The organism is Nocardioides convexus, from assembly GCF_011090295.1.
This window is the reverse complement of record NZ_JAAMYA010000001.1, coordinates 1,341,557-1,366,245: the sequence shown is the minus strand read 5'-3', so window position 1 is coordinate 1,366,245 and position 24,689 is coordinate 1,341,557. Positions and strand designations below refer to the sequence as shown.

The 24,689-nt window shown below is 73.0% G+C and carries 22 protein-coding genes, 1 tRNA gene and 10 pseudogenes; 22 read left to right on the top strand and 11 right to left on the bottom strand.

Features of this window, described 5'->3' with window-relative positions; translation table 11 throughout:
* Position 1: 1 nt before the first annotated feature.
* Together G5V59_RS10075 and G5V59_RS10070 are read right to left on the bottom strand one after the other, a co-directional pair.
* Positions 2-712, bottom strand: coding sequence for a hypothetical protein (locus G5V59_RS10075; RefSeq protein ID WP_278256348.1), 711 nt, complete (start codon positions 710-712; stop codon positions 2-4).
* Entirely contained in the window at positions 616-1,851 is a 1,236-nt protein-coding gene (locus G5V59_RS10070) for a hypothetical protein (RefSeq protein ID WP_278256347.1), read from the bottom strand. Before G5V59_RS10070 ends, G5V59_RS10075 begins: the two co-directional genes overlap by 97 nt.
* A 174-nt stretch (positions 1,852-2,025) precedes the next feature.
* Between G5V59_RS10070 and G5V59_RS10065 the strand changes: the two genes are divergently transcribed.
* The 4 genes and pseudogenes from G5V59_RS10065 (at position 2,026) to G5V59_RS36325 (ending at position 4,138) form a co-directional block, all read left to right on the top strand.
* The gene (locus tag G5V59_RS10065; protein WP_278260288.1) at positions 2,026-2,256 is read left to right on the top strand and encodes a hypothetical protein; all 231 of its coding nucleotides are present in this window, start codon (positions 2,026-2,028) and stop codon (positions 2,254-2,256) included.
* Positions 2,192-2,581: pseudogene (locus tag G5V59_RS10060) on the top strand (MMPL family transporter); the annotation flags it as partial. The gene G5V59_RS10065 and the pseudogene G5V59_RS10060, both read left to right, overlap by 65 nt.
* 88 nt (positions 2,582-2,669) lie before the next feature.
* Positions 2,670-3,227: an MMPL family transporter gene (locus G5V59_RS10055; RefSeq protein WP_278259754.1), complete on the top strand. Its 558-nt coding sequence runs from the start codon at positions 2,670-2,672 to the stop codon at positions 3,225-3,227.
* A gap of 35 nt (positions 3,228-3,262) precedes the next feature.
* Entirely contained in the window at positions 3,263-4,138 is an 876-nt protein-coding gene (locus G5V59_RS36325; protein WP_341351175.1) for an MMPL family transporter, read from the top strand.
* Positions 4,139-4,189: 51 nt separating this feature from the next.
* On the opposite strand, the pseudogene G5V59_RS10045 reads toward G5V59_RS36325, so the two are convergent.
* A pseudogene (locus G5V59_RS10045) lies at positions 4,190-4,367 on the bottom strand (DUF6104 family protein).
* A gap of 22 nt (positions 4,368-4,389) precedes the next feature.
* A pseudogene (locus G5V59_RS10040) lies at positions 4,390-8,060 on the bottom strand (multifunctional oxoglutarate decarboxylase/oxoglutarate dehydrogenase thiamine pyrophosphate-binding subunit/dihydrolipoyllysine-residue succinyltransferase subunit).
* A 326-nt stretch (positions 8,061-8,386) separates the two neighbouring features.
* Between G5V59_RS10040 and G5V59_RS10035 the strand changes: the two are divergent.
* From G5V59_RS10035 to G5V59_RS10025, 3 genes and pseudogenes are all read left to right on the top strand, one after another.
* Positions 8,387-8,881, top strand: a complete 495-nt coding sequence (locus tag G5V59_RS10035; RefSeq protein ID WP_278256346.1) for a hypothetical protein — start codon at positions 8,387-8,389, stop codon at positions 8,879-8,881.
* A 202-nt stretch (positions 8,882-9,083) separates the two neighbouring features.
* Positions 9,084-9,524, top strand: a pseudogene (locus G5V59_RS10030) (LCP family protein); the annotation flags it as partial.
* Between the two features lie 193 nt (positions 9,525-9,717).
* Complete coding sequence (locus G5V59_RS10025; RefSeq protein ID WP_278256345.1) at positions 9,718-9,846, top strand: hypothetical protein; 129 nt, start codon at positions 9,718-9,720, stop codon at positions 9,844-9,846.
* On the opposite strand, the gene G5V59_RS10020 is transcribed toward G5V59_RS10025, so the two are convergent.
* The 4 genes from G5V59_RS10020 to G5V59_RS10005 all read right to left on the bottom strand — a co-directional run bounded on the left by G5V59_RS10020 (position 9,833) and on the right by G5V59_RS10005 (position 10,899).
* Positions 9,833-10,054: an RNase H family protein gene (locus G5V59_RS10020; protein ID WP_278256344.1), complete on the bottom strand. Its 222-nt coding sequence runs from the start codon at positions 10,052-10,054 to the stop codon at positions 9,833-9,835. The two genes, G5V59_RS10025 and G5V59_RS10020, sit on opposite strands and share 14 nt — an antisense overlap.
* Positions 9,994-10,497: an RNase H family protein gene (locus G5V59_RS10015; RefSeq protein ID WP_278256343.1), complete on the bottom strand. Its 504-nt coding sequence runs from the start codon at positions 10,495-10,497 to the stop codon at positions 9,994-9,996. The genes G5V59_RS10020 and G5V59_RS10015 overlap by 61 nt, the downstream gene beginning before the upstream one ends.
* On the bottom strand, positions 10,466-10,729 hold the full coding sequence (locus tag G5V59_RS10010; protein WP_278256342.1) for a hypothetical protein: 264 nt from the start codon (positions 10,727-10,729) through the stop codon (positions 10,466-10,468). Before G5V59_RS10010 ends, G5V59_RS10015 begins: the two co-directional genes overlap by 32 nt.
* A 96-nt stretch (positions 10,730-10,825) precedes the next feature.
* Positions 10,826-10,899: transfer RNA gene (locus G5V59_RS10005), tRNA-Arg, on the bottom strand.
* Between the two features lie 119 nt (positions 10,900-11,018).
* Here G5V59_RS10005 and G5V59_RS10000 point away from each other — a divergent pair.
* The 4 genes and pseudogenes from G5V59_RS10000 to lysA all read left to right on the top strand — a co-directional run bounded on the left by G5V59_RS10000 (position 11,019) and on the right by lysA (position 14,056).
* The gene (locus G5V59_RS10000; RefSeq protein ID WP_341351174.1) at positions 11,019-11,192 is read left to right on the top strand and encodes a hypothetical protein; all 174 of its coding nucleotides are present in this window, start codon (positions 11,019-11,021) and stop codon (positions 11,190-11,192) included.
* 177 nt (positions 11,193-11,369) lie between these two features.
* A complete protein-coding gene (gene argS, locus G5V59_RS09995) occupies positions 11,370-11,921 on the top strand; it encodes an arginine--tRNA ligase (protein ID WP_278256341.1) in 552 nt (183 codons plus the stop codon).
* A 585-nt stretch (positions 11,922-12,506) separates the two neighbouring features.
* A complete protein-coding gene (locus G5V59_RS09990) occupies positions 12,507-12,671 on the top strand; it encodes a DALR anticodon-binding domain-containing protein (RefSeq protein ID WP_278256340.1) in 165 nt (54 codons plus the stop codon).
* Positions 12,668-14,056 (top strand): annotated as a pseudogene (gene lysA / locus G5V59_RS09985) (diaminopimelate decarboxylase). The gene G5V59_RS09990 and the pseudogene lysA overlap by 4 nt, the downstream one beginning before the upstream one ends.
* Before the next feature lie 79 nt (positions 14,057-14,135).
* Here the strand turns inward: lysA and soxR are convergent.
* On the bottom strand, positions 14,136-14,591 hold the full coding sequence (gene soxR / locus G5V59_RS09980) for a redox-sensitive transcriptional activator SoxR (RefSeq protein WP_278256339.1): 456 nt from the start codon (positions 14,589-14,591) through the stop codon (positions 14,136-14,138).
* Positions 14,592-14,628: 37 nt separating this feature from the next.
* Here soxR and G5V59_RS09975 point away from each other — a divergent pair.
* From G5V59_RS09975 to G5V59_RS09965, 3 genes and pseudogenes are all read left to right on the top strand, one after another.
* A pseudogene (locus G5V59_RS09975) lies at positions 14,629-14,850 on the top strand (hypothetical protein); the annotation flags it as partial.
* A 626-nt stretch (positions 14,851-15,476) separates the two neighbouring features.
* On the top strand, positions 15,477-15,584 hold the full coding sequence (locus G5V59_RS09970) for a zinc-binding dehydrogenase (RefSeq protein WP_278256338.1): 108 nt from the start codon (positions 15,477-15,479) through the stop codon (positions 15,582-15,584).
* Positions 15,581-17,317, top strand: a complete 1,737-nt coding sequence (locus G5V59_RS09965) for an MFS transporter (RefSeq protein ID WP_278256337.1) — start codon at positions 15,581-15,583, stop codon at positions 17,315-17,317. The genes G5V59_RS09970 and G5V59_RS09965 overlap by 4 nt, the downstream gene beginning before the upstream one ends.
* A 106-nt stretch (positions 17,318-17,423) precedes the next feature.
* Here the strand turns inward: G5V59_RS09965 and G5V59_RS09960 are convergent, their stop codons facing one another.
* On the bottom strand, positions 17,424-17,900 hold the full coding sequence (locus tag G5V59_RS09960; protein WP_278256336.1) for a hypothetical protein: 477 nt from the start codon (positions 17,898-17,900) through the stop codon (positions 17,424-17,426).
* 19 nt (positions 17,901-17,919) lie between these two features.
* Between G5V59_RS09960 and G5V59_RS09955 the strand changes: the two genes are divergently transcribed.
* From G5V59_RS09955 to thrC, 4 genes and pseudogenes are all read left to right on the top strand, one after another.
* Positions 17,920-18,201 carry a hypothetical protein gene (locus tag G5V59_RS09955; RefSeq protein WP_278256335.1) on the top strand — a complete coding sequence of 94 codons (282 nt, stop codon included), beginning with the start codon at positions 17,920-17,922 and terminating at the stop codon, positions 18,199-18,201.
* Between the two features lie 225 nt (positions 18,202-18,426).
* Positions 18,427-18,936, top strand: coding sequence for a zinc-binding dehydrogenase (locus tag G5V59_RS09950; RefSeq protein ID WP_278256334.1), 510 nt, complete (start codon positions 18,427-18,429; stop codon positions 18,934-18,936).
* Positions 18,937-19,118: 182 nt separating this feature from the next.
* Positions 19,119-20,259: pseudogene (locus G5V59_RS09945) on the top strand (homoserine dehydrogenase); the annotation flags it as partial.
* Between the two features lie 144 nt (positions 20,260-20,403).
* A pseudogene (gene thrC, locus G5V59_RS09940) lies at positions 20,404-21,465 on the top strand (threonine synthase).
* A gap of 273 nt (positions 21,466-21,738) precedes the next feature.
* Here thrC and G5V59_RS36320 read toward each other — a convergent pair.
* Positions 21,739-21,882 (bottom strand): hypothetical protein, encoded by a 144-nt coding sequence (locus tag G5V59_RS36320; RefSeq protein ID WP_341350903.1) that lies wholly within the window; start codon positions 21,880-21,882, stop codon positions 21,739-21,741.
* 301 nt (positions 21,883-22,183) lie between these two features.
* Here G5V59_RS36320 and G5V59_RS36315 point away from each other — a divergent pair, with 301 nt between their 5' ends.
* The 4 genes and pseudogenes from G5V59_RS36315 (at position 22,184) to rpmE (ending at position 24,671) form a co-directional block, all read left to right on the top strand.
* Positions 22,184-22,390 (top strand): hypothetical protein, encoded by a 207-nt coding sequence (locus G5V59_RS36315; RefSeq protein WP_341351173.1) that lies wholly within the window; start codon positions 22,184-22,186, stop codon positions 22,388-22,390.
* Positions 22,391-22,651: 261 nt separating this feature from the next.
* A pseudogene (locus tag G5V59_RS09930) lies at positions 22,652-22,753 on the top strand (Rho termination factor N-terminal domain-containing protein); the annotation flags it as partial.
* Between the two features lie 444 nt (positions 22,754-23,197).
* A pseudogene (rho, locus tag G5V59_RS09925) lies at positions 23,198-24,178 on the top strand (transcription termination factor Rho); the annotation flags it as partial.
* Between the two features lie 277 nt (positions 24,179-24,455).
* Positions 24,456-24,671 carry a 50S ribosomal protein L31 gene (gene rpmE, locus G5V59_RS09920; RefSeq protein WP_278256333.1) on the top strand — a complete coding sequence of 72 codons (216 nt, stop codon included), beginning with the start codon at positions 24,456-24,458 and terminating at the stop codon, positions 24,669-24,671.
* Positions 24,672-24,689: the final 18 nt, after the last annotated feature.

Genomic DNA, 24,689 nt, shown 5'->3' with positions numbered 1-24,689 from the left:
GTCAGTCGAAGGCGAGCCGGAAGGCCGCCATCCGGAACGAACCGAGCCGACGGGCCCCGCGCAGGAAGGCGAGGGGCCCGTCGCTCGCGAAGTCCCAGCGCGAGCGGCACGGTAGTGCCTTGGCGCTGCCCTTCATGGTCACGTCCGCGACCTCCGGGTGCTCGGGGATGCCGGGCTGCTCGACGAGGCCGGTGAAGGGCACCCGCAGCGCTGCTCGGGAGGCGTCGGTGAACGACGCCGAGACGATCGGGCGCCGGTCGACGGTGGCGGTCCAGTCGGTCGAGGTGACCGGCCCGCGGTAAGCTGCTCTCGGTGTCGAAGTCGCACAGCCTGCTTGGGGATCGCCCACGGCTCGCGGCCGCCGGCCTGCGAGGCGGGGGAGTCCACCCAGATGTCGGTGATGGTGACCGCGCCCTTGCCGGCCGCGTTCTTCGTCGTCCGGGCGACGAGCAGACTCGTGATAGGTCAGCGGGCTCGGCTCCTCGTAGGAGACCAGCGCGACGCCGTACGTCCCGGCGGGGTGGCGCTCGTCGGCGTCCTCGCGCAGCCGGAAGGCCGAGAGCCACAGCGAGCCGTGCATGTGCCAGGGCGCAGGGGGATAGGCCCGCTCCTCGCTCACTTCTCGGCCTCCGGGTCGAGGAAGAGTCTGCGCGGAGTGCTCGATCTCGGTCTCCAGCGCGGCGGGCAGGTCGTCGGTGAGCTCGGCGGCCATCGGGCTCTCCTCGCGCGGGCCGAGCCCGGCGGCGGCGCGCTCGACGGCGGCGGCCACGTCGATCGTCGTCGCCTCGCGCACGTAGGGCTTGTCGAGGCTCCTTGGCGACGTACTTGGCCACGAAGCGACGCAGGCTCGCCCTCCACGTTGGCGGCCCTGCTCGTGAGCGAGGCGCGCAGCCCCTGCGCCTTGAGCCGTACGACGACCTGGGCCGTGCGCGGCGGCGTCACCTCCAGCGCGATGGCCAGGTCGGCCCGGGCGTGCGCGGTGATGACGAGCGGAACGGTGATCTCGGCGTCGAAGTGCTGCTTGTCCATGCCGAGGTCGATGGTGAAGCGCAGCGCGACCGGGAGGTCGACGTGGAAGGACACCGGGTCCGCGCCGGCGCGCTGCCCGGTCGCGGTGCCGATCCGGCCCTGGGCGGTGACCTTGGCGATCCGGCCGGGGCCGACGCCCAGTGGCCCCACGTCGATCGGGCGTCCGGACAGCACGTTGACGCCGGCGAGCACCCGCTCGGCGGTGACGGCGGTCGCGAAGAAGCGCTCGCCCCAGGTCGCGTAGTCGATCGGCTCGTCGCTCACGCGGAGGACACTAGCGGGCGCGGACGGCCTCCGGGCCGGTCGCGAGCCCGCGGGTGGTGAGGTCGAGGGTGCGCTCGATGGCGGCCTCGCGCTCGGCGTCGTCGAGGTCCTTGAGCGGCCCGTCGACCAGCAGCAGGGCCAGCCCGTGCACGGCGGCCCAGGGTCCGGCTTCGGCGCCCGGGCGGTCCTCCGCGGCGAGCCAGCCCACGGCGACCAGGCTCGTCCAGCATCTCGCCGAGCAGGGCGTAGGGCGCCGGGGCGTCGGCCATCGGCTCGGAGGGAAAGCGCAGGCTGCCCGGTGAAGCAGGTGCGGAAGATCCCGGGCTCAGCCAGCGCGAACCGGATGTAGCCGCGCCCCGTCGAGCGCAGCCGGGCGATCGCTCGCTCGGTGGCGTCGCCGCCGGCCGGCACCTCGGCGAGGAGGTCGCCCATCGCGGCGACCATGCCGTCCATCGCCAGCGCGCGGGCGGCCTCCAGCAGGTCGGACTGGTTGGCGAAGTGCCGGTACGCCGCCGTGGGGGTCACTCCCACCTCGCGGGCCGCGCCGCGGATGGTCACCGCGTCCGGCCCGCCGGTCGCCGCCAGGCTCGGCCGCGGCTCGGGCGAGGGCGTTGCGCAGGTCGCCGTGGTGGTAGGCTGTCGCGAGAGGTCACGGGGAACATGTTGACACCCGTACACATTCATGCCAAGTTAACGCCCATAAAGTTTACGCCCGTACACATGGAGGTCGTCATGTTCCGCTGGATCGGTGAGCTCGTCACCCGGCGCTCGCGCCGGGTGCTCGCCCTGGGCCTGCTCGGGGTGGTCGCCGCGGCCGTCGTGGGCATCGGCGCCTTCGGCAAGCCTGCAGACCGAGGGGTTCGACGACCCCGGCTCCGACAGCAGCCGCGCCGCGGCGCTGCTGGAGGAGCGCTTCGCGGGTTCGACCGACTACGTCCTGGTCGTCGGTGCCGCCGACGGTGACGTGGACTCGGCCGCCTCCGCGGCAGCCGGCCGGGAGCTCACCGAGCGCCTGCGTGCCGACCCGTCGCTGGCCGACGTCACGTCGTACTTCGACGGGCGGGCCGGGCCGCTCCGCTCGACCGACGGCTCCCACGCGCTCGTCACCGCCGCGGTCGCGCCGGGAACCGACGCCGACCCGGCGCACGTCCTGGACGCCTACCGCACCGCCGACGGCCCGCTGCGGGTCGCGGTCGGCGGCGCCGACGTGGTGGGGGAGGAGATCGGCGGCCAGATCGGCAAGGACCTCGGACTGGCCGAGTCGATCGCCATCCCGCTGATCCTGGTGCTGCTCGTGCTGGCCTTCGGCAATGTCGTGGGCGCGCTGGTGACCCTCGGCGTCGGCCTCGCCGCGATCCTCGGCACCTTCGCCGAGTTTGTCGATCCTGGGCTCGGCCACCGACGTCTCGATCTACGCCGTCAACCTCACCACCGGCCTCGGTCTCGGTCTCGCCGTCGACTACGGGCTGCTCATGGTGGCCCGGGTGCGCGAGGAGCGGGCCGCGGGCCGCGACTCCGAGGCCGCCGTACGACGCGCGGTGGAGACCGCCGGGCGCACGATCACCTTCAGCGCCACCACCGTCGCCGTCGCGCTGGCAGCCCTGCTGATCTTCCCGATGTACTTCCTGCGCTCCTTCGCCTACGCCGGCATCGGGGTCATGCTGATCACGGCGTTCAGCGCCGTGGTCATCCTGCCCGCCGGGCTGAGCCTGCTCGGCGACCGGATCGACGCCTGGCGGGTGCCCCGGGTGCGTGGCATCCGCGGCGAGGAGGCGCCGGCGTGGCGCCGGCTCGCGGGCTTTGTCACCCGCCACCCGGTGCTCAGCGCGGGTCCCGTGGTGGCCGCCCTGCTCATCATGGCGGTCCCGCTCGCGGGCATCGAGTCTGGGCACGCCCGACGACCGGGTCCTGCCGACCAGTGCCTCCAGCCGTGAGGCCGGCGACGCGCTGCGCACGGAGTTCGCGGGTGATGGCACCCACCCGGTCCAGGTGGTCACGACCTCCTCGGTCGACCAGACCGCCCTGGCGTCGTACGCCGGCCGGCTGGGCGCGCTCGACGACGTGGTCCGCGTCGACGTCCGCCCGGGCGAGGGTGCGGACCTGCTGTCCGTGGTCACCGACCTCGACCCGCGCTCGGCGGCCGCCCGGACCCTGGTCGACGACGTCCGGGCGGTCCCGGCTCCGGCGGGCACCGAGGCCCTGGTCGGCGGGGCGAGCGCGGAGCCTGCACGACCAGATGAGCGGCATCGGCTCCCGGCTGCCGTGGGTGGCCGGGTGGCTGGTGCTCACCACGATGGTGATCCTGTTCCTCTTCACCGGCAGCGTCGTGCAGCCGTTGCGGGCGCTGCTGCTCAACGCGGTCGGCCTCGGCGCCACCCTCGGCGCGATGGTCTGGGTCTTCCAGGACGGGCACCTGGCGGGGCTGCTCGGCTTCACCCCGCAGCCGATGGACTCCTCGATGATGGTGCTGCTGTTCTGCGTCGCCTTCGGGCTCTCGATGGACTACGAGGTGTTCGTGATGAGCCGGATCAAGGAGATGCGCGACCTCGGCATGGGCAACGAGGAGGCGCTGGTGCACGGTCTGGCGCACACCGGCCGGATCGTCAGCACGGCCGCCGCGCTGATCGCGATCAGGCTTCTTCGCCTTCCTGGTGAGACTCGGTCAGGCTTCATCCAGTTCTTCGGGCTCGGCACCGGGCTGGCGATCCTGATCGACGCGACCCTGGTCCGCGGGGTGCTCGTCCCCGCGAGCATCCGGCTGCTGGGGGAGCGGGCCTGGTGGGCCCCGCGCCCGCTGCGCGCGCTGCACCGCAGGTTCGGGCTCTCCGAGGCCGTGCCGGCCTGAGACGCGACGAGGGGCCCGGCGGAGATCCGCCGGGCCCCTCGTCGTACCTGCTCAGTCCTCGGGGTCGTCGAGCCGGGCCAGCCAGGTCGCGAACCGCTCGACGGCGGTCTCGAACTCCGGGTGGGTGTCGACGAACTCCTGCAGCCGCTCGCCCAGCCAGGCCAGAGTGACCTCCTCGTCACCCCGGCGCTGCTGGAGGCTCCTCGATCCCGCGGTCGGTGAAGTACATGGTTCCTGAGCCTGTCGATGGATCAGGCGAAGGCTTCGCCGATCAGGACCTTCGCCTCCTCGAGGTGACGCTTGGCCGTGCCGACCGCCGTCGTCGAGGACGCCTTGCGGGTGATCGGCTCGATCTCGCGGTCCAGGCTGCGGCACCACGTTGAGGTAGTACGACGGCCACGGACCCTGGTTGTAGGGCTCGTCCTGGACCCACTTGACCTTGGCGTTCGGGTACTTGGCCGTCTCGGCCTTGATCGCCTCGACCGGCCACGGGTACAGGCTGCTCGACGCGCAGGATCGCGACGTCCTCACGGCTGCTCTTCTGCCGCTCGACCATCAGGTCCCAGGTGAGCCGGCCGGAGACCAGCAGCACGGTGGAGACCTTCGCCGGGTCCACGGTGTCGTCGCCGACGACCGCGCGGAACTCGCCGCTGGTGAAGTCGGCCGGCTGCGAGGCCGCCTCCTTGCGCTTGAGCATCGACTTCGGGGTGAAGACGATGAGCGGCTTGTGCTCCTCACCCAGCGAGTGCTGGCGCAGCAGGTGGAAGTACGACGCCGGGGTGGACGGCTGGGCGACGACCATCGCGTCGTCCGCGCAGAGCGTCAGGAACCGCTCGATGCGGGCCGAGGAGTGGTCCGCGCCCTGGCCCTCGTAGCCGTGCGGCAGCAGCAGCACGACACCGGAGTCCTGGTTCCACTTGGTCTTGCCGGCGGAGATGTACTCGTCGATGACCGACTGCGCGCCGTTGACGAAGTCGCCGAACTGCGCCTCCCACAGCACCAGTGCCTCGGGCCGGGCGACCGAGTAGCCGTACTCGAAGCCGAGCGCGGCGTACTCCGAGAGCAGGCTGTCGTAGACGAAGAACTTCGCCTGGTCCTCGGTGAGGTTGGCCAGCGGGGTCCACTCGTCGGCGTTGTGGCGGTCGATGATCGTCGCGAAGCGGGACACGAAGGTGCCGCGGCGCGAGTCCTGGCCGGCCAGGCGGACCGGGCGGCCCTCCATGAGCAGTGAGCCGAAGGCGAGGATCTCACCGGTGCCCCAGTCGATCGGGCCGTCGGCGATCGCCGCGGCGCGGCGCTGCAGCCTGCGGCATGACCTTCGGGTGGACGGTGAAGCCGTCCGGCGGGGTGACGTAGGCGTCGGCGATCCGCTTGAGGACCTCCGGGGTCACCGCCGTCTGGGTCTCGCCCTCGGGCTTGTCCGGGTAGTCCGGCACCGTGGTCCACTCGTCGGGCTTGGTGTCGGCCTCGCGCACCTCGGTGAAGACCCGCTCCAGCTGCTGCTGGTAGTCGCGCAGGACCTGCTCGGCCTCCTCGATCGTGATGTCGCCACGACCGATGAGCGACTCGGTGTAGAGCTTTGCGCACCGAGCGCTTCTGCTCGATGAGGTCGTACATCAGCGGCTGGGTGTACGACGGGTCGTCGCCCTCGTTGTGCCCGCGGCGGCGGTAGCAGACGAGGTCGATGACCACGTCGCTGTGGAAGGTCTGGCGGTACTCGAAGGCCAGCCGCGCCACGCGGATGCAGGCCTCCGGGTCGTCGCCGTTGACGTGGAAGATCGGCGCCTGGACCATCCGCGCGACATCGGTGCAGTAGAGCGTCGAGCGCGAGGAGCCGGGGGAGGTGGTGAACCCGACCTGGTTGTTGATGACGACGTGGATCGTGCCGCCGGTGCGGTAGCCGCGCAGGCTGCGAGAGGTTGAGCGTCTCGGCGACCACGCCCTGCCCGGCGAACGCGGCGTCGCCGTGCAGCAGGACCGGCAGCACCGGGAACTTCTCGCCCTGGTTGAGCACGTCCTGCTTGGCGCGGGCGATGCCCTCCAGCACGGGGTCGACGGTCTCCAGGTGCGAGGGGTTCGCGGCGACCGAGACGTTGATGGTCTCGCCCGTGCCCGCGACGAACTCGCCCTCGGCGCCGAGGTGGTACTTCACGTCGCCGGAGCCCTGGACCGTGCGCGGGTCGATGTTGCCCTCGAACTCGCGGAAGATCTGGTTGTAGGACTTGCCCACGATGTTGGCGAGCACGTTGAGCCGGCCGCGGTGGGCCATGCCGATCGCGACCTCGTCGAGGCCGGCCTGCGCGGCCGCCTCGGCGATCTCGTCGACGACGGGGACCGTGGTCTCGCCGCCCTCGAGGGAGAAGCGCTTCTGGCCGACGAACTTGGTCTGCAGGAAGGTCTCGAAGGCCTCGGCCTGGTTGAGCCTTCAGCAGGATCCGCAGCTGCTCCTCGCGGGGCGGCTTGGAGTGCGGCTGCTCGACGCGCTCCTGGATCCACCGGCGCTGCTCGGGGTCCATGATGTGCATGTACTCGATGCCCGTGGTGCGGCAGTAGGAGTCGCGCAGGATCCCCAGGATGTGGCGCAGGCTTCATGAAGCGGCGGTCGCCGCCGCCGAAGGAGCCGGTCGGGAACTCGCGGTCGAGGTCCCACAGGGTCAGCCCGTGCGACTCGATGCGCAGGTCGGGGTGGCTGCGCTGCTTGTACTCCAGCGGGTCGGTGTCGGCCATCAGGTGGCCGCGCACGCGGTAGGCGTGGATCAGGCTCGAGGATGCGCGCCTGCTTGTCGATCTCGTCGTCGTGCGAGGTCGCGACGTCGGCGTTCCAGCGGATCGGCTCGTAGGGGATCCGCAGGGCCCGGAAGATCTCGTCGTAGAAGCCCTCCTCGCCCAGCAGGTAGCGGTGCACCTGGCCGAGGAACTCACCCGACTGCGCGCCCTGGATGACCCGGTGGTCGTACGTCGAGGTCATCGTCATGATCCGGGAGATCGCGTTGCGGGCGATCGTCTCCTCCGACGCGCCCTGGAACTCCGGGGGGTAGTCCATCGAGCCGACGCCGATGATCGCGGCCTGGCCCTGCATCAGGCGGGGGACCGAGTTGTTGGTGCCCAGGCCGCCGACGTTGGTGAGGCTGACCGTCGTGCCGGAGTAGTCCTCCATGGTCGACCTTGTTGTCCTTGGCCTTGCGCACGATCTCCTCGTACGCCGTCCAGAACTGCGCGAAGTCCATCGACTCCGTCGCCTTGATGCTCGGTGCGACCAGGCTGGCGGGTGCCGTCGGGCTTGACCTGGTCGATCGCCAGGCCCAGGTTGATGTGCGCCGGGGTGACCATGGTCGGCTTGCCGTCGACCTCGGCGAAGGTGTTGTTCATAGCCGGCTGGGCCTTGATCGCCTTGATGATGGCGTAGCCGATGAGGTGGGTGAAGGACACCTTGCCGCCGCGGGCGCGCTTGAGGTGGCTGTTGATGACGATCCGGTTGTCCCACAGCAGACTTCACCGGGATGTTGCGCACCGAGGTCGCGGTCGGCACGGACAGCGAGATGTCCATGTTCTTCGCGGTCGCCGCGGGGATGCCGCGCAGCACCGTCAGGGTGGGCTCGTCGCTCGCGGTCACGGGAGCCGGGCGGGGAGCGTCCTTGGGCGTGGGCTTGGGCGCGTCGGCCTTCGGCGGCGTCGGCGTGGTGGTGGAGGCGGGGCTGACCTGCGGGGCCGGGGTGGCCTTCGGGGTGGGCGCGGCAGGCGCGGCCTGCGCGGCGGCCGGGGCCGCAGCAGCCGGCGCCGGTGCCTTCGCCGGCGCGGCCTGCTTCGCGGGCGCCGGCGCGGTCACGGTGGCGGCCGTCTTGCCGTTCGTGCCCGTACCCTTGAAGTACGCCGCCCAGGCCGGGTCGACGCTGCTGGGGTCAGCCTCGAACTGTTCCTTCATCTCCTCCACGAGCCACTCGTTGGCTCCGAAGTCGACTGGTTCGGGGGAACCGTGGGACTGGTCTGACGACTGCGTCACGACGTGCTTCGCCTCTTCCGAAATGAGCTTTGTGCCCCCCCGCCGTCGGTAGCGGGCGGTGTCGACCGCCAAGGCTAGTCCCCCACGGAAGCAAATACCGCCCCTCGGTCGCCCTTTGCGGCAGGGTGTTGCGCAACCGACACCGACCGCGCTTGTGTGGTGGGGATCGAGAGGGGGCCAACGCCATGCGAACAGCACCAGATCGGATCTCCGCGAGAGCACGCCGAGGCTCGGCCCGAGCCGGCGCGGTGGGGCTCGCGATCGCCGTACTGATGGGCTTTGCGGCCTGCTCGGGCGAGGAGGAGAAGCCGGCGCCGAAGCCGGAGAGCTCGGCCACCCCCGCGCCGAGCACGGTCGCGACCGACACCGCCCTGGGCAGGGTGCACGGTGCGCTGCCGAAGGCGCGCGCGGACCGGGTCGTGGCGGATGTCACGTCCGTGGTCGAGGCGTGGTCGGCGGAGGCGTTCGAGGGGGAGTACCCCCGCACCGACTTCGGCGACGCCTTCACCGGGTTCACCGCCGGTGCCCGGGCGCTCGCCGCGAAGCCGACCTCGCTGCTCAGCAACGTGGCCGTGGGCGACCGGCTCGACAGGCTCGCGGGTCGCGCAGCGGGTCGTCCGGGTCGACGTCCTCGCGCCGCAGGGCAAGGTCGCCGGCGCGACCGCCCGGGTGCGGCTCGTGGTGCAGGCTCTCCGCCGGCTCGATGGACCGGACCCAGGTCCTCACCGGCCGGCTGCTGCTGACGCCCACCGCTGCGGGGTGGCGGGTCTTCGGCTTCGACGTACGCCGTGGGGAAGGAGCTCGACATGCGTGCCCTGATCCGTACGACGCTGCTCGCCCTGCTGCTCGGGGTGACCGCGCTGGTGGTCCCCGACAGCACGCCGGCCCCGGTCCGGGTGACACTGGTCAAGATCGACCGCGCCGACGGCATCGACGTCAGCCCCGATGTCGTCTGGGTGCTCGCCGTCGGCTCCGACGCCCGGCCGCGGGAGAACCCGCTGCGCACCCGCGGCGACGCGCTGCAGGCTCATCGGCATCAACACGCGCACGCACGCCGCGACCTCGATCGGCATCCCGCGCGACTTCTGGGTCCACCTCCCGGGTCACGGCTCGAACCGGATCAACGCCGCGATGTACTACGGCGGTCCGAGGCTGCTCGGTCGTGCCGTCGGGAACCTGGTCGGCGTCCAGCCGGACTACGTCGCGGTCGCCACGTTCAGCGGCCTGGCCGACCTGATCACGGGGATCGGCGGGATCACCGTGAACAACCCGCGCGCCTTCGCCGACGCCCACCTGCACCCGCAGGGCTGGCGCAAGGGCCGGATCAGGCTGAACGGGATGAAGGCCGTCGAGTACGCCCGGGTCCGCAAGTCGCTCCCACGCGGGGACTTCGACCGCTCCGCCAACCAGCAGCGGGTGATCCGCGGCATCCAGCGCCGGGTGGCCGAGCGCGCGGCGCAGCCGGGCTTCATCGAGGGGCAGGTGCTCAGCGTGATGCGGCACCTGCACACCCAGGGCGTCTCGCCGGCCCAGCCTGTTCCGGGTCGCGCAGGCCATCGCGCAGGTCGACCCGGCGAAGGTGACCGGGTGCATCCTCTCCGGCACCGGTACGTCGATCAACGGGGCCAGCGTCATCCTGCCCAACACCGCGCTGGCGCGTCGCTACGGAGACGACGCGCGCCGGGACGCCACGATCAAGCGCTGCTGACGCCGTCGCGGGCCTCGCGGGCGCCGCGGCCGGCGAGGGCGTCCGCACGCTCGTTGCCGGGGTCGCCGGCGTGGCCCTTGACCCAGTGCCAGGCGACCTCGTGGCGGGCGGCGGCCTCGTCGAGCCGGCGCCACAGGTCGTCGTTCTTCACCGGGGCCTTGGCCGCCGTGCGCCAGCCGTTGGCCTTCCACTTCGCCACCCACGCCATGATCCCGTTGCGGACGTAAGCTTGCTGTCGGTGTGCAGGTCCACCTCGGCCGGCCGGGTCAGCGTCTCCAGGGCCACGATGGCGGCCATCAGGCTCCATCCGGTTGTTGGTCGTCGCCGGGTCCCCGCCGTGCAGGCTCCAGGCTCGTGCTCGCCGTACCGGAGGACGGCGCCCCAGCCGCCCGGTCCGGGATTGCCCAGGCAGGCGCCGTCGGTGTGGATGGTCACGCGGGAGGTCGGCACGACGAGCAGGGTAGACCGGTGGCGGGGCGTGGCCGCGCAGGGCACGATGGCCGGGTGAGCAGGAAGTCGAAGCGCGAGAGCCACCGCCGCAAGAAGGTCGCCGGACGGCTCCGCGCCGCCGTCCGCGACCAGGGCCACGTCGAGCTCCGCCGTCGCGACGACGAGCCACTCACCGGCTTCGTCGTCGGCCTCGACCAGCACCGCGTCGAGTCTCGCCCTGCTCGGCGAGCCCGGCCTCGCCGACGGCGTCGAGGAGGTCCGGCTGCGCGACATCGAGAAGGTCCGCAAGCGGCCGGCGGCGGTGGGGGAGACACCCGTCCGGGGCCGGCTGAGACCTACCTGGAGGAGATCGAGGAGCCTGGCGCACGCCGTCGTGGACGAGGCCTTCGAGGAGGGCTGGCCCTACGACGCGCAGGGCGTCGAGGAGCCTCACCGACCTGCAGAAGGCGGTGCGGGCGCTGGCGTGCGTCGTCCGGCGTCCGGAACCGGCGCACGAGCCCGCGGACGACTGACCGGGAAAAAGCAAGAGCGCCTCCGGCAGGATTCGAACCTGCGACACCTGGTACCGGAAACCAGTGCTCTATCCCCTGAGCCTACGGAGGCATGCCGCCGGGCGAGCCCGGCGATGCGATCCCGAACACTACCGGGCGATATCGGCGCGAAGGAAACCGGCACGCGCCGATAGGCTGGCGAGGTGACTCCGGACCAGGCTCTCCACGACCATCGTCGCGGCTCTCTCCTCGCTCGTCGAGGAGGGCGCCCTGACCCTGCCCGACGGCGTCCCGGCGGAGGTCACGGTGGAGCGACCCCGGCAGAAGGGGCACGGCGACTACGCCACCAACGTGGCGCTGCAGGCTGGCCAAGAAGGCCGGGACCAACCCGCGCGCGCTCGGTGAGCAAGCTGGCCACCCGGCTGCGCGACGCCGAGGGCATCGCGGCGGTCGAGCCTGGCCGGCCCGGGCTTCCTCAACATCACCGTCGAGGCGGGCGCGCAGGGCCAGGTCGCGGCCGAGATCGTGGCCGCCGGTGCGTCGTACGGCCGGGCGCAGACGCTGGCCGGGCGCAAGATCAACGTGGAGTTCATCTCCGCCAACCCGACCGGCCCGCTGCACCTGGGGCACACCCGGTGGGCGGTGCTGGGCGACGCGATCGGGCGGGTGCTCGCCGCGGCGGGCGCGGACGTGACGCGGGAGTTCTACATCAACGACCGCGGCGTGCAGATGAACCACTTCGCTGACTCGATCATCGCCTCCGCGCTGGGGCAGCCCAAGCCCGAGGACGGGTACGCCGGCGGCTACATCGACGACCTGGCCAAGGCCGTGGCGGAGGCGAGCCCCGGCATCTTCGAGCCTGCCCGCGGAGGAGCGGCGCGCGGCGGTGCGGGCCAAGGGCTACGAGATCCAGGCTCGCCGAGCAGCAGGCCCAGACTCGAGGGCTTCAACACCCACTTCGACGTGTGGTTCTCCGAGTCTGTCCCTGCACGAGTCGGGCTCGGTGCCCGAGACCCTGCAGCGGCTCAAGGACCTCGGTCACGTCTTCGAGAAGGACGGCGCGCTGTGGATGCGCACGACCGACTTCGGCGACGACAAGGACCGCGTCCTCATCAAGTCCGACGGCGAGCCTGACCTACTTCGCCTCCGACACCGCCTACTACCTCGACAAGCGGGCCCGCGGCTTCGACCACTGCATCTACCTGCTCGGAGCCGACCACCACGGCTACGTCGGCCGGGTCCGGGCGATGGCGGCGTGCGTCGGCGACGACCCCGACCAGACCCTGGACGTGATGATCGGGCAGACTCGTCAAGATCCTGCGCGACGGTGAGGAGCTCAAGGCTCTCCAAGCGCAAGGGCACCATCGTGACCCTGCACGAGCTCTCCGACGAGATCGGCGTCGACGCGCTGCGCTACTCCCTGGCCCGCTACCCGGCGGACTCGCCGCTGGTGCTCGACGTGGCCGAGATCACCAAGCAGTCCAACGACAACCCGGTCTACTACGTGCAGTACGCCCACGCGCGGACCTGCCGGATGATCGAGAACGCCCGGGACCTCGGCATGAGCCTGCCCGACGACTTCGACCCGGCCCTGCTCGACCACGAGCGCGACGGCGAGCTCGCTGCGCGCGCTGGCGGAGTACCCGCGGGTGGTGGCGAGCGCCGCCGAGCCTGCGCGAGCCGCACCGGGTCGCGCGCTACCTGGAGGACACCGCCTCGGTGTTCAACAAGTGGTACGACACCAAGGAGTGCCGCATGCTCCCCCAGGGCGACGAGCCGGTGCGGCCGGTCAACGAGGCCCGCCTCGTGCTGACGGTCGCGACGCGGACCGTGATCGCGAACGGCCTGGACCTGCTGGGCGTCTCCGCGCCGGAGCGGATGTGAGCGGCCGGGTCCCGCCGGGCGACTACGCCGGGACCTCGCCGCACTGGCTGCGCGAGCCGGCCGACGTCGACGCCCTGGTTCCGGCTCTGTGGTCCAGGCTCGGCGCGCAAGGAGGACGGTGTCCTGCACGTCGCCGGCCTGGCGGTTCCGGACCTGGTCGCCGACGTCAACACCCCGGCGTACGTCCTCGACGAGGACGACTTCCGCGGCCGGGCGCGGGCATTCCGCGATGCCTTCGCGGGCTACGACGTCTACTACGCCGGCAAGGCATTCCTGTGCACGGCCGTCGCGCGCTGGGTGGCGGAGGAGGGGCTCAGCCTCGACGTGTGCAGCAACGGCGAGCCTGAGCGTGGCGCTCCGGGCCGGCGTCGACCCCGCCCGGATCGGCTACCACGGCAACAACAAGACGGCGATGGAGCTGCGCCGCGCGGTGGACGCGGGCGTGGGCCGCATCATCGTCGACTCCTACGACGAGATCGAGCGTCTCGCCGACGTCGCCCGTCGACTCGGGGTCATCCAGGGCGTGATGGTGCGCGTGACGGCGGGAGTCGAGGCGCACACCCACGAGTTCATCGCGACCGCCCACGAGGACCAGAAGTTCGGCTTCTCGATCGCCGCGGGTGCCGCCTTCGAGGCGGTCTCGCGGGTGCTGTCCCACGACAGCCTCGACCTGCGCGGCCTGCACAGCCACATCGGCTCGCAGATCTTCGACACCTCCGGCTGGGAGGTCGCCGGGCGCCGGGTGCTCGGGCTGCACGCCCGGGTCGCCGCGGAGCCTGGGCCACGTCGCGCCCGAGCCCGACCTCGGTGGCGGCTTCGGCATCGCCTACACCACCCAGGACGACCCGGCCGAGCCCTCCGTGCTCGCCGAGCAGATCACCAAGATCGTGACCGCGGAGTGCGCGGCGCTCGGCATCGCCGTGCCCCACCTGTCGATCGAGCCCGGCCGGGCGATCGTCGGGCCCTCGATGTGCACGGTCTACACCGTCGGCACGGTCAAGGAGGTCGAGCTCGACGGCGGCGCCACCCGCACCTACGTCAGCGTCGACGGCGGGATGAGCGACAACCTCCGCCCCGCCCTGTACGACGCCGACTACTCCTGCACGCTCGCCTCCCGCGCCTCCTCCGCGGCGCCGGTGCTGGCCCGGGTGGTTGGCAAGCACTGCGAGTCCGGCGACATCGTGGTCAAGGACGAGTTCCTGCCCGGCGACGTCGCCCCCGGTGACCTGGTCGCGGTCCCGGCGACCGGCGCCTACGGCCGCTCGATGGCCTCCAACTACAACCACGCCCTCCGCCCGCCGGTGGTCGCGGTCAAGGACGGCGTGGCACGGGTGATCGTGCGCCGCGAGACCGAGGACGACCTCCTCGCCACCGACATCGGCTGACTCCGCGCGCCGGCACGCAACGACCGAATTCGCTGTCGATCGGCCCTTCTCCCGACGAATTCGGTCGTTGCGACGCGCGTCAGGAGCGCCCGAGCAGCCGCACCGGCCCGTCCCCGTGCTCGCGCAGCACGTCGCCGGGGTTGGCGAGGGCGCACGAGCGCATCGACAGGCAGCCGCACCCGATGCAGTCGTCCAGGGTGTCGCGCAGCCGCTCCAGGCGCGTGATCCGCTCGTCCAGGGTGGTCCGCCACGAGCGGGAGAGACGGGTCCAGTCGGCCTTCGTCGGCGTCCGTCCCTCCGGCAGGGTGGCGAGCGCCGCGCGGATGTCGGCCAGCGAGATGCCGACGCCCTGGGAGACCCGGACGAAGGCGACCCGGCGCAGCACGTCGCGGTGGTAGCGGCGCTGGTTGCCGGCCGTGCGCACACTGGTGATCAGTCCCTCGCGCTCGTAGAAGTGCAGCGCGGACACGGCCACGCCGGCCCGGCGGGCCACCTCGCCGGGGGAGAGGTCGTGGTTCCGGATCTCCCGGTTCATTTCGCTCATTGACCTCAACCTTAGTTGAGGTTGTCGGATGGGCACATGCACGCGATCCGGCACCACGCCTTCGGCCCCGCCTCCGTCCTCCGCCTCGAGCAGACTGCCCGACCCCGAGCCCGGCTCCGGGCAGGTGCGGATCGCCGTCGAGGCGGCGGGCGTCCACCTGCTCGACACCTACCTGCGCGCGGGCACCGGGCCCGCGACCGTCGCCGCGCCCGCGCTGCCGATGGTCCCCGGCCGCGAGGTCGCCGGCGTCGTCGACCGGGTCGGCGCGGTCGTCGACGACAGGTGGCTGGGCAAGCGGGTGGTGGTGCACCTCGGGCCGGCCGGACGGGGCGGGTACGCCGAGCGGGTGGTCGCGGACGTGACCCGCCTGCACGTCGTACCGGACGGGATGGAGGCGGCCACGGCTGTCGCCGCGATCGGCACCGGGCGCACCGCGGCGGGCATCCTCGACCTGGCCGCGCTCACCGCCGACGACGTCGTCGTGGTGACCTCCGCGGCGGGCGGCCTCGGCACCCTGCTGCTGCAAGGTGCGCGGAACGCCGGTGCCCGGGCGGTCGGTCTCACCAGCGGCCCGAAAGCTGCACCTCGCGCGGCGCCACGGCGCCGACACGACGGTGGACTACCGCGACCCCGAGTGGCCCGCCGTCCTCCGCGCCGCCGAGCCGCGACTGACCGTGCTGCTCGACGGCGTCGGGGGCGACGTACCGCGCCGGGTGCACGCGATGCTCGCCGAGGGCGGCCGGACGGTCCGCTTCTCCGGCGACCGCGAGGGCTACGACGGGGGCCGGGTCGTCGACGTGCTCGGCCCCGCGCTCGCGAGCCGGGTCCCGGAGCCTGGAGAAGGCCGCGCTGGAGGCGGCGGCCGACGGCTCCCGGGTGCCGTACGTCGGCACGGTCCTCCCGCTCGCCGACGCCGCTCGCGCGCACGAGGTGCTGGAGACCCGGCAGGCGCTCGGCAAGGTCGTGCTGGCGGTCGGCCGGTGACCGCGCTGGCCGAGGCCACGGTGGTCTCGCCGTGGCGGGGCCGGCACGCCCGGACGACGCTCGGCGTCTTCTCGCTGGCGTTCCTCTTCGCCTTCGAGGCGCTCGCCGTCGCCACCGTCATGCCCGACGTGGCCGCCGACCTCGACGGCCTGCGCTGGTACGCCGTCGCCTTCGGCGCCCCGCTCGCCGCGGGCATCGTCGCGCTCGCCGCCGGCGGCCCGCAGGTGGACCGGCTCGGTCCGGGGCCCGCGCTGAGGATCGGGCTCGTCGTCTTCGGAGCCGGCGTGCTCGTCGCGGGGCTCGCGCCGGACATGCCGGTCTTCGTGGTCGGCCGCCTCGTCCACGGGTACGGCGGTGGGCTGATCGGCGTCGCGCTCTACGTCGTGATCGCCCAGGCCTACCCCGAGTCCCTGCGGCCGCGGGTGTTCGCGGTGCTGACCACCGCCTGGGTGCTGCCCGCGCTGGTCGGGCCGGTGCTGGCCGCGCAGGTGGCGGACCGGTTCGGCTGGCGGTGGGTCTTCCTGGGGGTGCCGTTCCTGGCGTTCGCGGCCTGGCTGCTCGTCGCCGACGCGCCGTCGCGCCCGGGCTCCGCCGAGCCGGTGCCGGGCCGGCTGCGCTGGGCCCTGGCGGCCGCGGCCGGCGCGCTCGCGGTCAGCCTCGGTGGCCAGCGGGTGGTCGCGGGCTGGCCGCTGCTGGTCGCCGCCGGCCTGGCGGCGATGGTCGTCGCCGGGCTCCGGGTGCTGCCGCCCGGCGCGTGGAGCGGTGGGCCCGGGTTGCCCGCCGTGCTCGGCACCCGCGCCGCGATCAGCACCTCGATGGCCGCCGCCGAGGTCTACGTCCCGCTGCTGCTGGTCCTGCAGCGCGACCTCAGCATCGCCCAGGCGGGCTGGGTGCTCACGGCCTCGGCGGTGAGCCTGGTCCGGGGGCGCGGTGCTGGCGGCGCGGTGGAGCGCGCTCGCCGACCAGGACCGCCGGGTCCGGCTCGGCGCCGGGCTCCTCGCGGCGGGGGTCGCGGGCTTCGCGACGGTGTCCCTGCCCGCCGTACCGCTGCTCGTGGTGGTGCTCGCCTGGGGCGTCGCCGGGCTCGGCATCGGGATGGCCTTCTCCACGCTCTCGGTGCTCGCCCTGGCGACCGCGGCCGTGGGGGAGGAGGGCCGGGTGTCCTCGGCCCTGCAGACTCAACGACTACCTCGTCAACGCAGCGGGGGTCGCCGTCGGAGGCGTCGTCTTCGCCACCTTCGCCGACAGCGCGCCCGCCGCCGCGGCGACCGGGCTGGTGCTCGCCGCCGCGGTGGTCGCGACGCTCGGGCTGGTGCCCGCGCGCCGGCTCGGCGGCCGTGCCGACTAGGCCGGCACGCGCAGCGAGAACCGGGCGCGGTACTGCTGGGGCGAGACGCCGACCCGGTCGCGGAAGTGCTTGCGCAGCGCGGCCGCCGTGCCGAAGCCGGACAGGGCCGCGACCCGGTCGATGCCGGCATCGCTCGTCTCCAGCAGGCTCCTTGGCGCGCCCGACCCGGGCCTGGGCCAGCCAGTCGCCGAGGGTCAGCCCGGTCTCCGCGCGGAACCTGCGGGTCAGGGTGCGCACGCTGAGGCCGCACGAGTCGGCGACCTCGTTGAGGCTGACCGGCCGGTCGAGCCGGTCGAGCAGCCACGAGCGGACCTCGGCCATCCCGCCGCCCTCGTCGGCGAGCGTGGGGCGGGGCACGAACTGGGACTGGCCGCCGCCGCGGTGAGGTGGCGCGAGGGTGGCCCGCGAGACGTCGGCCGCGGCGGCCGCGCCGAGGTCGCGGGCGATGATGTGCAGGGTGAGGTCGATGGCGGCCGAGGCGCCGGCGGCGGTCAGCACGTCGCCCTCGTCCACGAACGACTCGTCGGGCCGGAAGTCGACGCGCGGGAAGGCCGCACGGAACTCGTCGGCGGCGCGCCAGTGGGTGGTCGCCGCGCGCCCGTCGAGCAGCCCGGAGGCGGCGACCGTGAACGCCCCGGTGCAGTAGGACACGACCCGCGGCGCGCCCAGCCCGCGAGCCCGACCGGGTCGCCGGTGGCCGCGGAGGTCTGCCAGGGCGGCACGATGACGGTGTCGACCTCGGTCAGGACCGAGCGGTCCGCCGTCACGGCGACCGAGAAGTCGGCGGCCGTCGGAACCGGGCCCCCGTCGAGGCTGCAGGTCACCACGTCGTACGCCGGCCTGCCGTCGACGTGTGCCGCGCCGAAGAAGCGCGAGGCGATGCCGAGCTCGTAGGGGTAGACGCCCGGCAGTGCGATGACGCCGATGCGGTGGGGAGCGTGCGCGGCCATGGCCAGATCATGACACATGTCGTCCATCTGGCCACTGTTGTCCCAGGCCCCGCCGCGCGAGGCTGGACGCCCCGGACGGACCGGGAGAGCCTGGACGAAGGAGAAGGACATGCGCGCAGTGCGCTACACCGGCGTCGGGGCGGCGGCCGAGGTCACCGAGCCTGATCGAGGTCGACGAGCCCACCGCGACCGCGGGCGAGGTGCTCGTCCGGGTCGGCGCCGTCGGGCTCAACCCGGTCGACGTGAAGATCCGCGCGGCCGGGGTCGACTTCGGCCCGATCCGGTACACCCCGGCGCCGGGCTGGGACGTCGCGGGTGAGGTCGTCGCCGTCGGCGACGGCGTCACGTCGTTCGCGCCCGGCGACCGTGTGTTCGGCCTGGCCCGGTTCCCCGAGGCCGCCCACACGCTGGCCGAGCCTGGTCGCCGTGCCGGCGAGCGACCTGGCGCGGGTACCGGCCGCGTGGACCCTCGCCCAGGCGGGGGCGGCGCCCCTGGCAGTCCTCACCGCCTGGCACGCCCTCGAGGCCGCCGGCCTGACCGGCGATGCCCGCGGTCGCCGGGTCCTGGTGCTCGGCGGCGCGGGCGGGGTGGGCCACCTCGCGGTCCAGGCTCGCCAAGGCGCGCGGCGCGTACGTCGTCGCCACCGCCAGCCCCGCCAAGCACGAGGTGCTCGCCGCACTCGGCGCCGACGAGACCGTCGACTACCGCGACGACGCGGCCCTGGCCGCGATCGAGCCGGTCGACGTCGTGCTGTCGACGGTCGACGACGGCGTACCGCCCCTCGGCGTCGTGCGGGAGGGCACGGCGGTCATCACCATCACCGGCTTCCCCGAGGGCGCCGAGGACGCGCTGCGAGCATCCGGCGCGGCGAGGGCCGAGCGGATCATGGTCGTCGCCGACGGTCCGGCTCTCGCCGAGGTGGCCGCGCTCGCCGACAGCGGCCGGCTCGACGTGCTGCTCGACACCGAGCTTCCGCTCGCCGACGTGGTGAAGGCACAGGAGCGGCTGGAGACGGGCCGGGTCACGGGGAAGGTGGTCGTGACGGTGCCGTGAGACTCGCCGGCCGGGCATCTCCCCGGGTGTCGTCGCCTCTGCCCGGGTGGTCCACCACCCGGGTGGAGGCATGAACACGTGGTGACGAGCACCGGACGTCTGTCCGCGTTCTGCCGTCGCTGACGGCGCTCGACCCCGGCGCCGATACGATCGCCGGGTGAACAGTCCCCCTCAAGGTCGCCGTGCTCGGCTGTGGCTCCGTGGGGTCGCAGGTGGTCCGGCTCCTCGGTGAGCAGGCGGACGACCTCGCGGCTCGGGTGGGCGCCCGCGTGGAGCTCGCCGGTGTCGCGGTACGACGCCTCGACGCCCCGCGCGAGGTCGACGTCCCCGCCGAGCCTGCTCACGACGGACGCAGCCGCGCTGGTGGCCCGCGACGACATCGACCTGGTGATCGAGGTGATCGGCGGCATCGAGCCCGCTCGATCGCTGATCCTGACCGCGCTGGAGAACGGCGCGTCGGTCGTCACGGCCAACAAGGCGCTGCTCGCCGAGGACGGTCCCACGCTCTTCGAGGCCGCCGAGAAGGCCGGCCGCGACCTCTACTACGAGGCGGCCGTCGCCGGCGCGATCCCGATCCTGCGCCCGCTGCGCGAGTCGCTGGCCGGTGACCGGGTGACCCGGGTGCTCGGCATCGTCAACGGCACCACGAACTTCATCCTCGACAAGATGGACACCCAGGGCAGCGGTTTCGCCGACGCCCTCGACGAGGCCCAGTCGCTGGGCTACGCCGAGGCCGACCCGACCGCCGACGTCGAGGGCTTCGACGCCGCCGCGAAGGCCGCGATCCTGGCGAGCCTTGCGTTCCACTCGCGGGTGACCGCGGCCGACGTGCACCGCGAGGGCATCGCCGACGTGACCGCCGGCGACGTGCGCTCCGCCCGCGAGATGGACAGCGTCGTCAAGGCTGCTCGCGATCGCGGAGCCTGGTGCCCGGTGCTGCCGGTGAGGACCCGGGCGTCAGCGTCCGGGTGCACCCGGCGATGATCCCGCGCAGCCACCCCCTCGCCAGCGTGCGCGAGGCCTACAACGCGGTCTTCGTGGAGTCCGAGGCTGCCGGTCAGGCTGATGTTCTACGGCCCGGGCGCCGGCGGCTCGCCGACCGCGAGCGCCGTCCTGGGCGACCTGGTGACGGTGGCCCGCAACCACCGTCAGGGCACGCGCGGCGTCGGTGAGTCGGCGTACGCCGACCGCGCGGTGCTGCCGATGGGGGAGACCCGCACCCGCTACCACGTGGCGATCGACGTCGACGACCGTGCCGGTGTGCTGGCCACGGTGGCGCAGGCGTTCGCCGAGCACGGGGTCTCCATCCAGACCGTCCGCCAGGAGGGCCGGGGCAACGACGCCCAGGCTCGTCGTGGTCTCGCACGAGGCGACGGACGCGGCACTGGCCGCGACCGTCGAGCACCTGCGGGGCATGGAGATCGTCCGCGACGTCACCTCGGTGATGCGCGTCGAGGGAGTCGAGGAATGACCCATCAGTGGCGCGGTGTCATCGAGGAGTACCGCGAGCTCCTCGAGATCCCGCAGGACACCCCTGCCGTCACCCTGCGTGAGGGCGGCACCCCGCTGGTCCACTCCGGCTGGCTGTCCGGGGTGACCGGCGCCGAGGTGTGGCTCAAGGTCGAGGGCAACAACCCGACCGGCTCGTTCAAGGACCGCGGCATGACCACGGCCCTCTCGGTCGCCGTCCACGAGGGCGCGAAGGCCGTGGTCTGCGCCTCGACCGGCAACACCTCCGCCTCGATGGCGGCGTACGCCGCGAAGGCCGGCGTCACCCCGATCGTGCTCGTGCCCGAGGGCAAGATCTCGGCCGGCAAGATGGCCCAGGCCGTGCTGCACGGCTCGCAGGTCATCCAGGTCCGCGGCAACTTCGACGACTGCCTGCGGATGGCGCGCGAGATGGCGTGGAAGTACCCCGTCGCGCTCGTGAACTCCGTCAACCCGCACCGCCTCGAGGGCCAGAAGACCGCGGCCTTCGAGATCGTGGACTTCCTCGGCGACGCTCCGGACTTCCACCTCCTGCCGGTCGGCAACGCGGGCAACATCTCGGCGTACTGGCTCGGCTACCAGCAGTACGCCGCCCTGGGCCGGGCCACCAAGCGCCCGGTGATGCGCGGCTTCCAGGCCGAGGGCGCCGCCCCGCTGGTCACCGGCGAGCCCTTCCCGGACCCGGAGACCGCGGCCACCGCGATCCGGATCGGCAACCCCGCCTCCTGGAAGGCTCGCCGAGGCCGCGCGCGACGAGTCCGGCGGCCGCTTCGCCGCGGTCTCCGACGCGCAGATCCTGGCCGCGCAGAAGGAGCCTGGCGGCCAAGGACGGCGTCTTCGTGGAGCCGGCCTCCGCCGCGGGCATCGCGGGTCTGCTGGCCGAGCCTGGCCGCGGGGGAGTCCTACGCCGGCACCACCGTCGCGATCACCGTCACCGGCCACGGCCTCAAGGACATCGCCACCGCGCTGGAGGGCCTGGCCCTGCCGGACTCGGTCGTCGACGCCGACGTCGACCAGGCCGCGCACGCCGCGGGCCTCTGACGCCGATGACCTTCGTGGAGGGCCCGGTCCGGGTCCGCGTGCCCGCGACCTCGGCCAACCTCGGCCCCGGCTTCGACACCCTCGGCCCGGCGCTCGACCTGCGCGACAGCCTCGAGGCCGAGGTGACCGGAGGCGGCCTCGTCGTCGAGGTCCAGGGGCACGGCGCCGCGGACGTCCCCCGCGACGAGCGGCACCTCGTGGTCCGCGCCATGCGCGCCACCTTCGAGCGACTCGGCCAGTCGCCGGCCGGGCTGCGCCTGTCGTGCACGAACGTCATCCCGCACGCCCGCGGCCTCGGCTCGTCCTCGGCCGCGATCGTCGGCGGGGTGTGGCTGGCCCGTGAGTCTGGTCGCCGGTGGCCGGCTGCTGCTCGACGACACCGCCCTGCTCGACCTCGCCGCGCGGATGGAGGGTCACCCCGACAACGTCGCCCCGGCACTGCTCGGTGGCTTCGTGATCTCCGGCCAGGACCCCGACGGCTCGTTCTGGGCGGTCCCGGGTGCCGTGGACCCGCGGGTGGGCGCGGTCGTCTTCGTCCCGCCGACCCCGGTCGCGACCGAGGCCGCGCGCGGGCTGCTCCCGGCCGACGTACCGCACGGCGACGCGGCGGCCAACGCCGGCCGGGCCGCACTGCTCGTCGCCGCGCTGTCGCAGAACCCGGAGGAGCCTGCTGCGCGCCACCGAGGACCGGCTGCACCAGGACTACCGCCGCCCGGCGATGCCCGAGAGCCTCGCGCTCGTGGAGGCACTGCGTGCCGACGGCGTGCCGGCGGTCATCTCCGGCGCCGGCCCGACCGTGCTCGCCTTCACCGACGGCCCCGGTACGACGGCCGCCACCGCGCTGCTCGCCCGCTGCCCCGACGGCTGGACCGCGCAGGCGCTCGCCGTGACGCCCGTCGGCGCCACGCCCGCGGACTCCCGCTGAGCCGCCCGAGCGCGGTGGTACATTGACCGTGCGTCGCACTCGTCGGCGCCCGCACGTCCGCTCGGACGTGCCGATTCTCCGGTCTCGGCCGGACCCGCGTGCCTGGCTCGCAGGGTCGTCCGTGCCGGATCCATCCAGTTGCCGTCCCGAGCGGCGAAGCGCTGCGGCCGGGACGGGCATGACGTGGGAAGGGCTCACGTGACCGAGACTCTCGACTCCACCGAGAAGGCGCCCAAGAAGCGCTCCGGTGGACTCAACTCCATGCTGCTCGCCGACCTGAAGGCGATGGCGGGCGGCATGGGCATCCCGGGTGCCGGGAGCATGAAGAAGGCTGCCCTGGTCGAGGCCATCAAGGCGTCCCAGGCGGGCCAGGGTGCGCCGCGGAAGGAGCAGCCGAAGGCCGAGGAGCCGAAGGAGCAGCCCAAGGCCCAGGAGCCGAAGGAGCAGCCCAAGGCCGAGCAGCCGAAGGAGCAGCCCAAGGCCGAGCAGCCGAAGGAGCAGGCTGAGGAGCCGAAGAAGGCCGAGCCGAGCCGCCAGCAGGGCAAGCAGCAGGGCGGCCAGCAGGGGCAGAAGCAGCGCCAGGGCAACCAGCAGGGCAACCAGCCGAAGCAGGGCAACCAGGGCAACCAGGGCAACCAGCAGAACAAGCAGAACCAGAAGCAGGACGAGCCCCGCAACGCGCCCGAGGACGACGGCCACGACGACGCCGACGGCGAGGGTGGCGAGGGCGGCAGCCGCCGCAACCGCCGTCGCCGCGGCCGTGACCGGGACCGGACGACGCGCGCGGGCCGCGAGCCCGACACCGAGGTGCGCGAGGACGACGTGCTGGTCCCCGCCGCGGGCATCCTCGACGTCCTGGACAACTACGCCTTCGTGCGCACCAGCGGCTACCTCGCCGGTGCCGACGACGTGTACCTGTCGCTGTCGATGGTGCGCAAGTACGGCCTGCGCCGCGGTGACGCCGTCGCCGGCCAGGTCCGTCAGCCCCGCGAGGGCGAGCGCCGCGAGAAGTTCAACCCGATGGTGCGGATCGAGACCGTCAACGGGGTGGACCCCGAGCAGGCCAAGAACCGTGCCGACTTCGACCAGACTCACCCCGGTCTCGCCGAGCGACCGGCTCCGTCTGGAGACCGGCCCGGACGCCGTCACCGCACGGGTGATCGACCTGGTCACTCCGATCGGCAAGGGCCAGCGCGGCCTGGTGCTCGCGCCGAGCGACGCCGGCAAGACCGCGACCGTGCAGGCCATCGCCAACGCGATCACGGCCAACAACCCCGAGTGCCACCTGATGGTCGTGCTGATCGACGAGCGCCCCGAGGAGGTCACCGACTTCCAGCGTGCGGTCAAGGGCGAGGTCGTCGCCAGCACCTTCGACCGGCCGGCGGCCGATCACACCACGCTCGCCGAGTTCGCCATCGAGCGCGCCAAGCGCCTGGTCGAGCCTGGGCCACGACGTCGTCGTCCTGCTCGACGGGCTGACCCGCCTGGGCCGGGCCTACAACCTCACCGCTCCGGCCAGCGGCCGGATCCTGCCGGGTGGGGTGGACGCCGCCGCGCTGTATCCCCCCAAGAAGCCTGTTCGGTGCCGCGCGCAACATCGACAATGGCGGCTCGCTCACCATCCTCGCCACCGCCCTGGCGGACGGTTCGAAGATGGACGAGGCGGTCCTGGAGGAGCTCACCGGCACCGACAACCTGCGCCTGCAGACCAGCCGCGAGTCGGCCGACCGCGGGCTGCTCCCGGCGGTCGACGTACGGGCCTCGGGGACGCGTCGCGAGGACCAGCTTGCTGACCAAGGAGGAGCAGGCGGTGCACGCCGCACTGCGCTCCGAGCCTGGCCGGAAAGGACGCCGCCGATGCGCTCGAGCAGGCTGATCGGGATGGTTCACAACAGCGCGACCAACTACGAGTCTGCTGGTCCGCCTGCAGCGCTCCTGACGCGGGGAACAACTCCGCCACCCCCGTGGTTTGGGGTGGCGGAGTCTTGCGCCGTAAGATCTCCTGTTGGCTCCGGTTCACGTCCGCATCCCGCGAGACGACCCGGGCCCCTTTGAGAGGACACCCATGAAGAAGGACATCCACCCCGACTACGTCGCGACCCAGGTGACCTGCACCTGCGGTGCCACGTTCACCACCCGCAGCACCGCGACCTCCGGCTCGATCCACGCCGACGTCTGCTCGCAGTGCCACCCGTTCTACACCGGCAAGCAGAAGATCCTCGACACCGGCGGCCGCGTCGCCCGCTTCGAGGCCCGCTACGCCAAGGCTGCCAAGAAGTAGTCGCCTCCGAGCGCCGGT

Excerpts from the sequence above, each read along its gene's own strand:
- soxR (WP_278256339.1), bottom strand. The coding sequence starts at position 14,591 with ATGAACCGGGAGATCCGGAACCACGACCTCTCCCCCGGCGAGGTGGCC.
- G5V59_RS10065 (WP_278260288.1), top strand. The coding sequence starts at position 2,026 with ATGTTCCGCTGGATCGGTGAGCTCGTCACCCGGCGCTCGCGCCGGGTG.
- G5V59_RS36315 (WP_341351173.1), top strand. The coding sequence starts at position 22,184 with ATGCCCGAGAGCCTCGCGCTCGTGGAGGCACTGCGTGCCGACGGCGTG.
- G5V59_RS36325 (WP_341351175.1), top strand. The coding sequence starts at position 3,263 with ATGGCACCCACCCGGTCCAGGTGGTCACGACCTCCTCGGTCGACCAGA.
- G5V59_RS10075 (WP_278256348.1), bottom strand. The coding sequence starts at position 712 with ATGGCCGCCGAGCTCACCGACGACCTGCCCGCCGCGCTGGAGACCGAG.
- G5V59_RS09950 (WP_278256334.1), top strand. The coding sequence starts at position 18,427 with ATGCCCGCGGTCGCCGGGTCCTGGTGCTCGGCGGCGCGGGCGGGGTGG.
- G5V59_RS09960 (WP_278256336.1), bottom strand. The coding sequence starts at position 17,900 with ATGTGTCATGATCTGGCCATGGCCGCGCACGCTCCCCACCGCATCGGC.
- rpmE (WP_278256333.1), top strand. The coding sequence starts at position 24,456 with ATGAAGAAGGACATCCACCCCGACTACGTCGCGACCCAGGTGACCTGC.
- G5V59_RS10020 (WP_278256344.1), bottom strand. The coding sequence starts at position 10,054 with ATGGCGTGGGTGGCGAAGTGGAAGGCCAACGGCTGGCGCACGGCGGCC.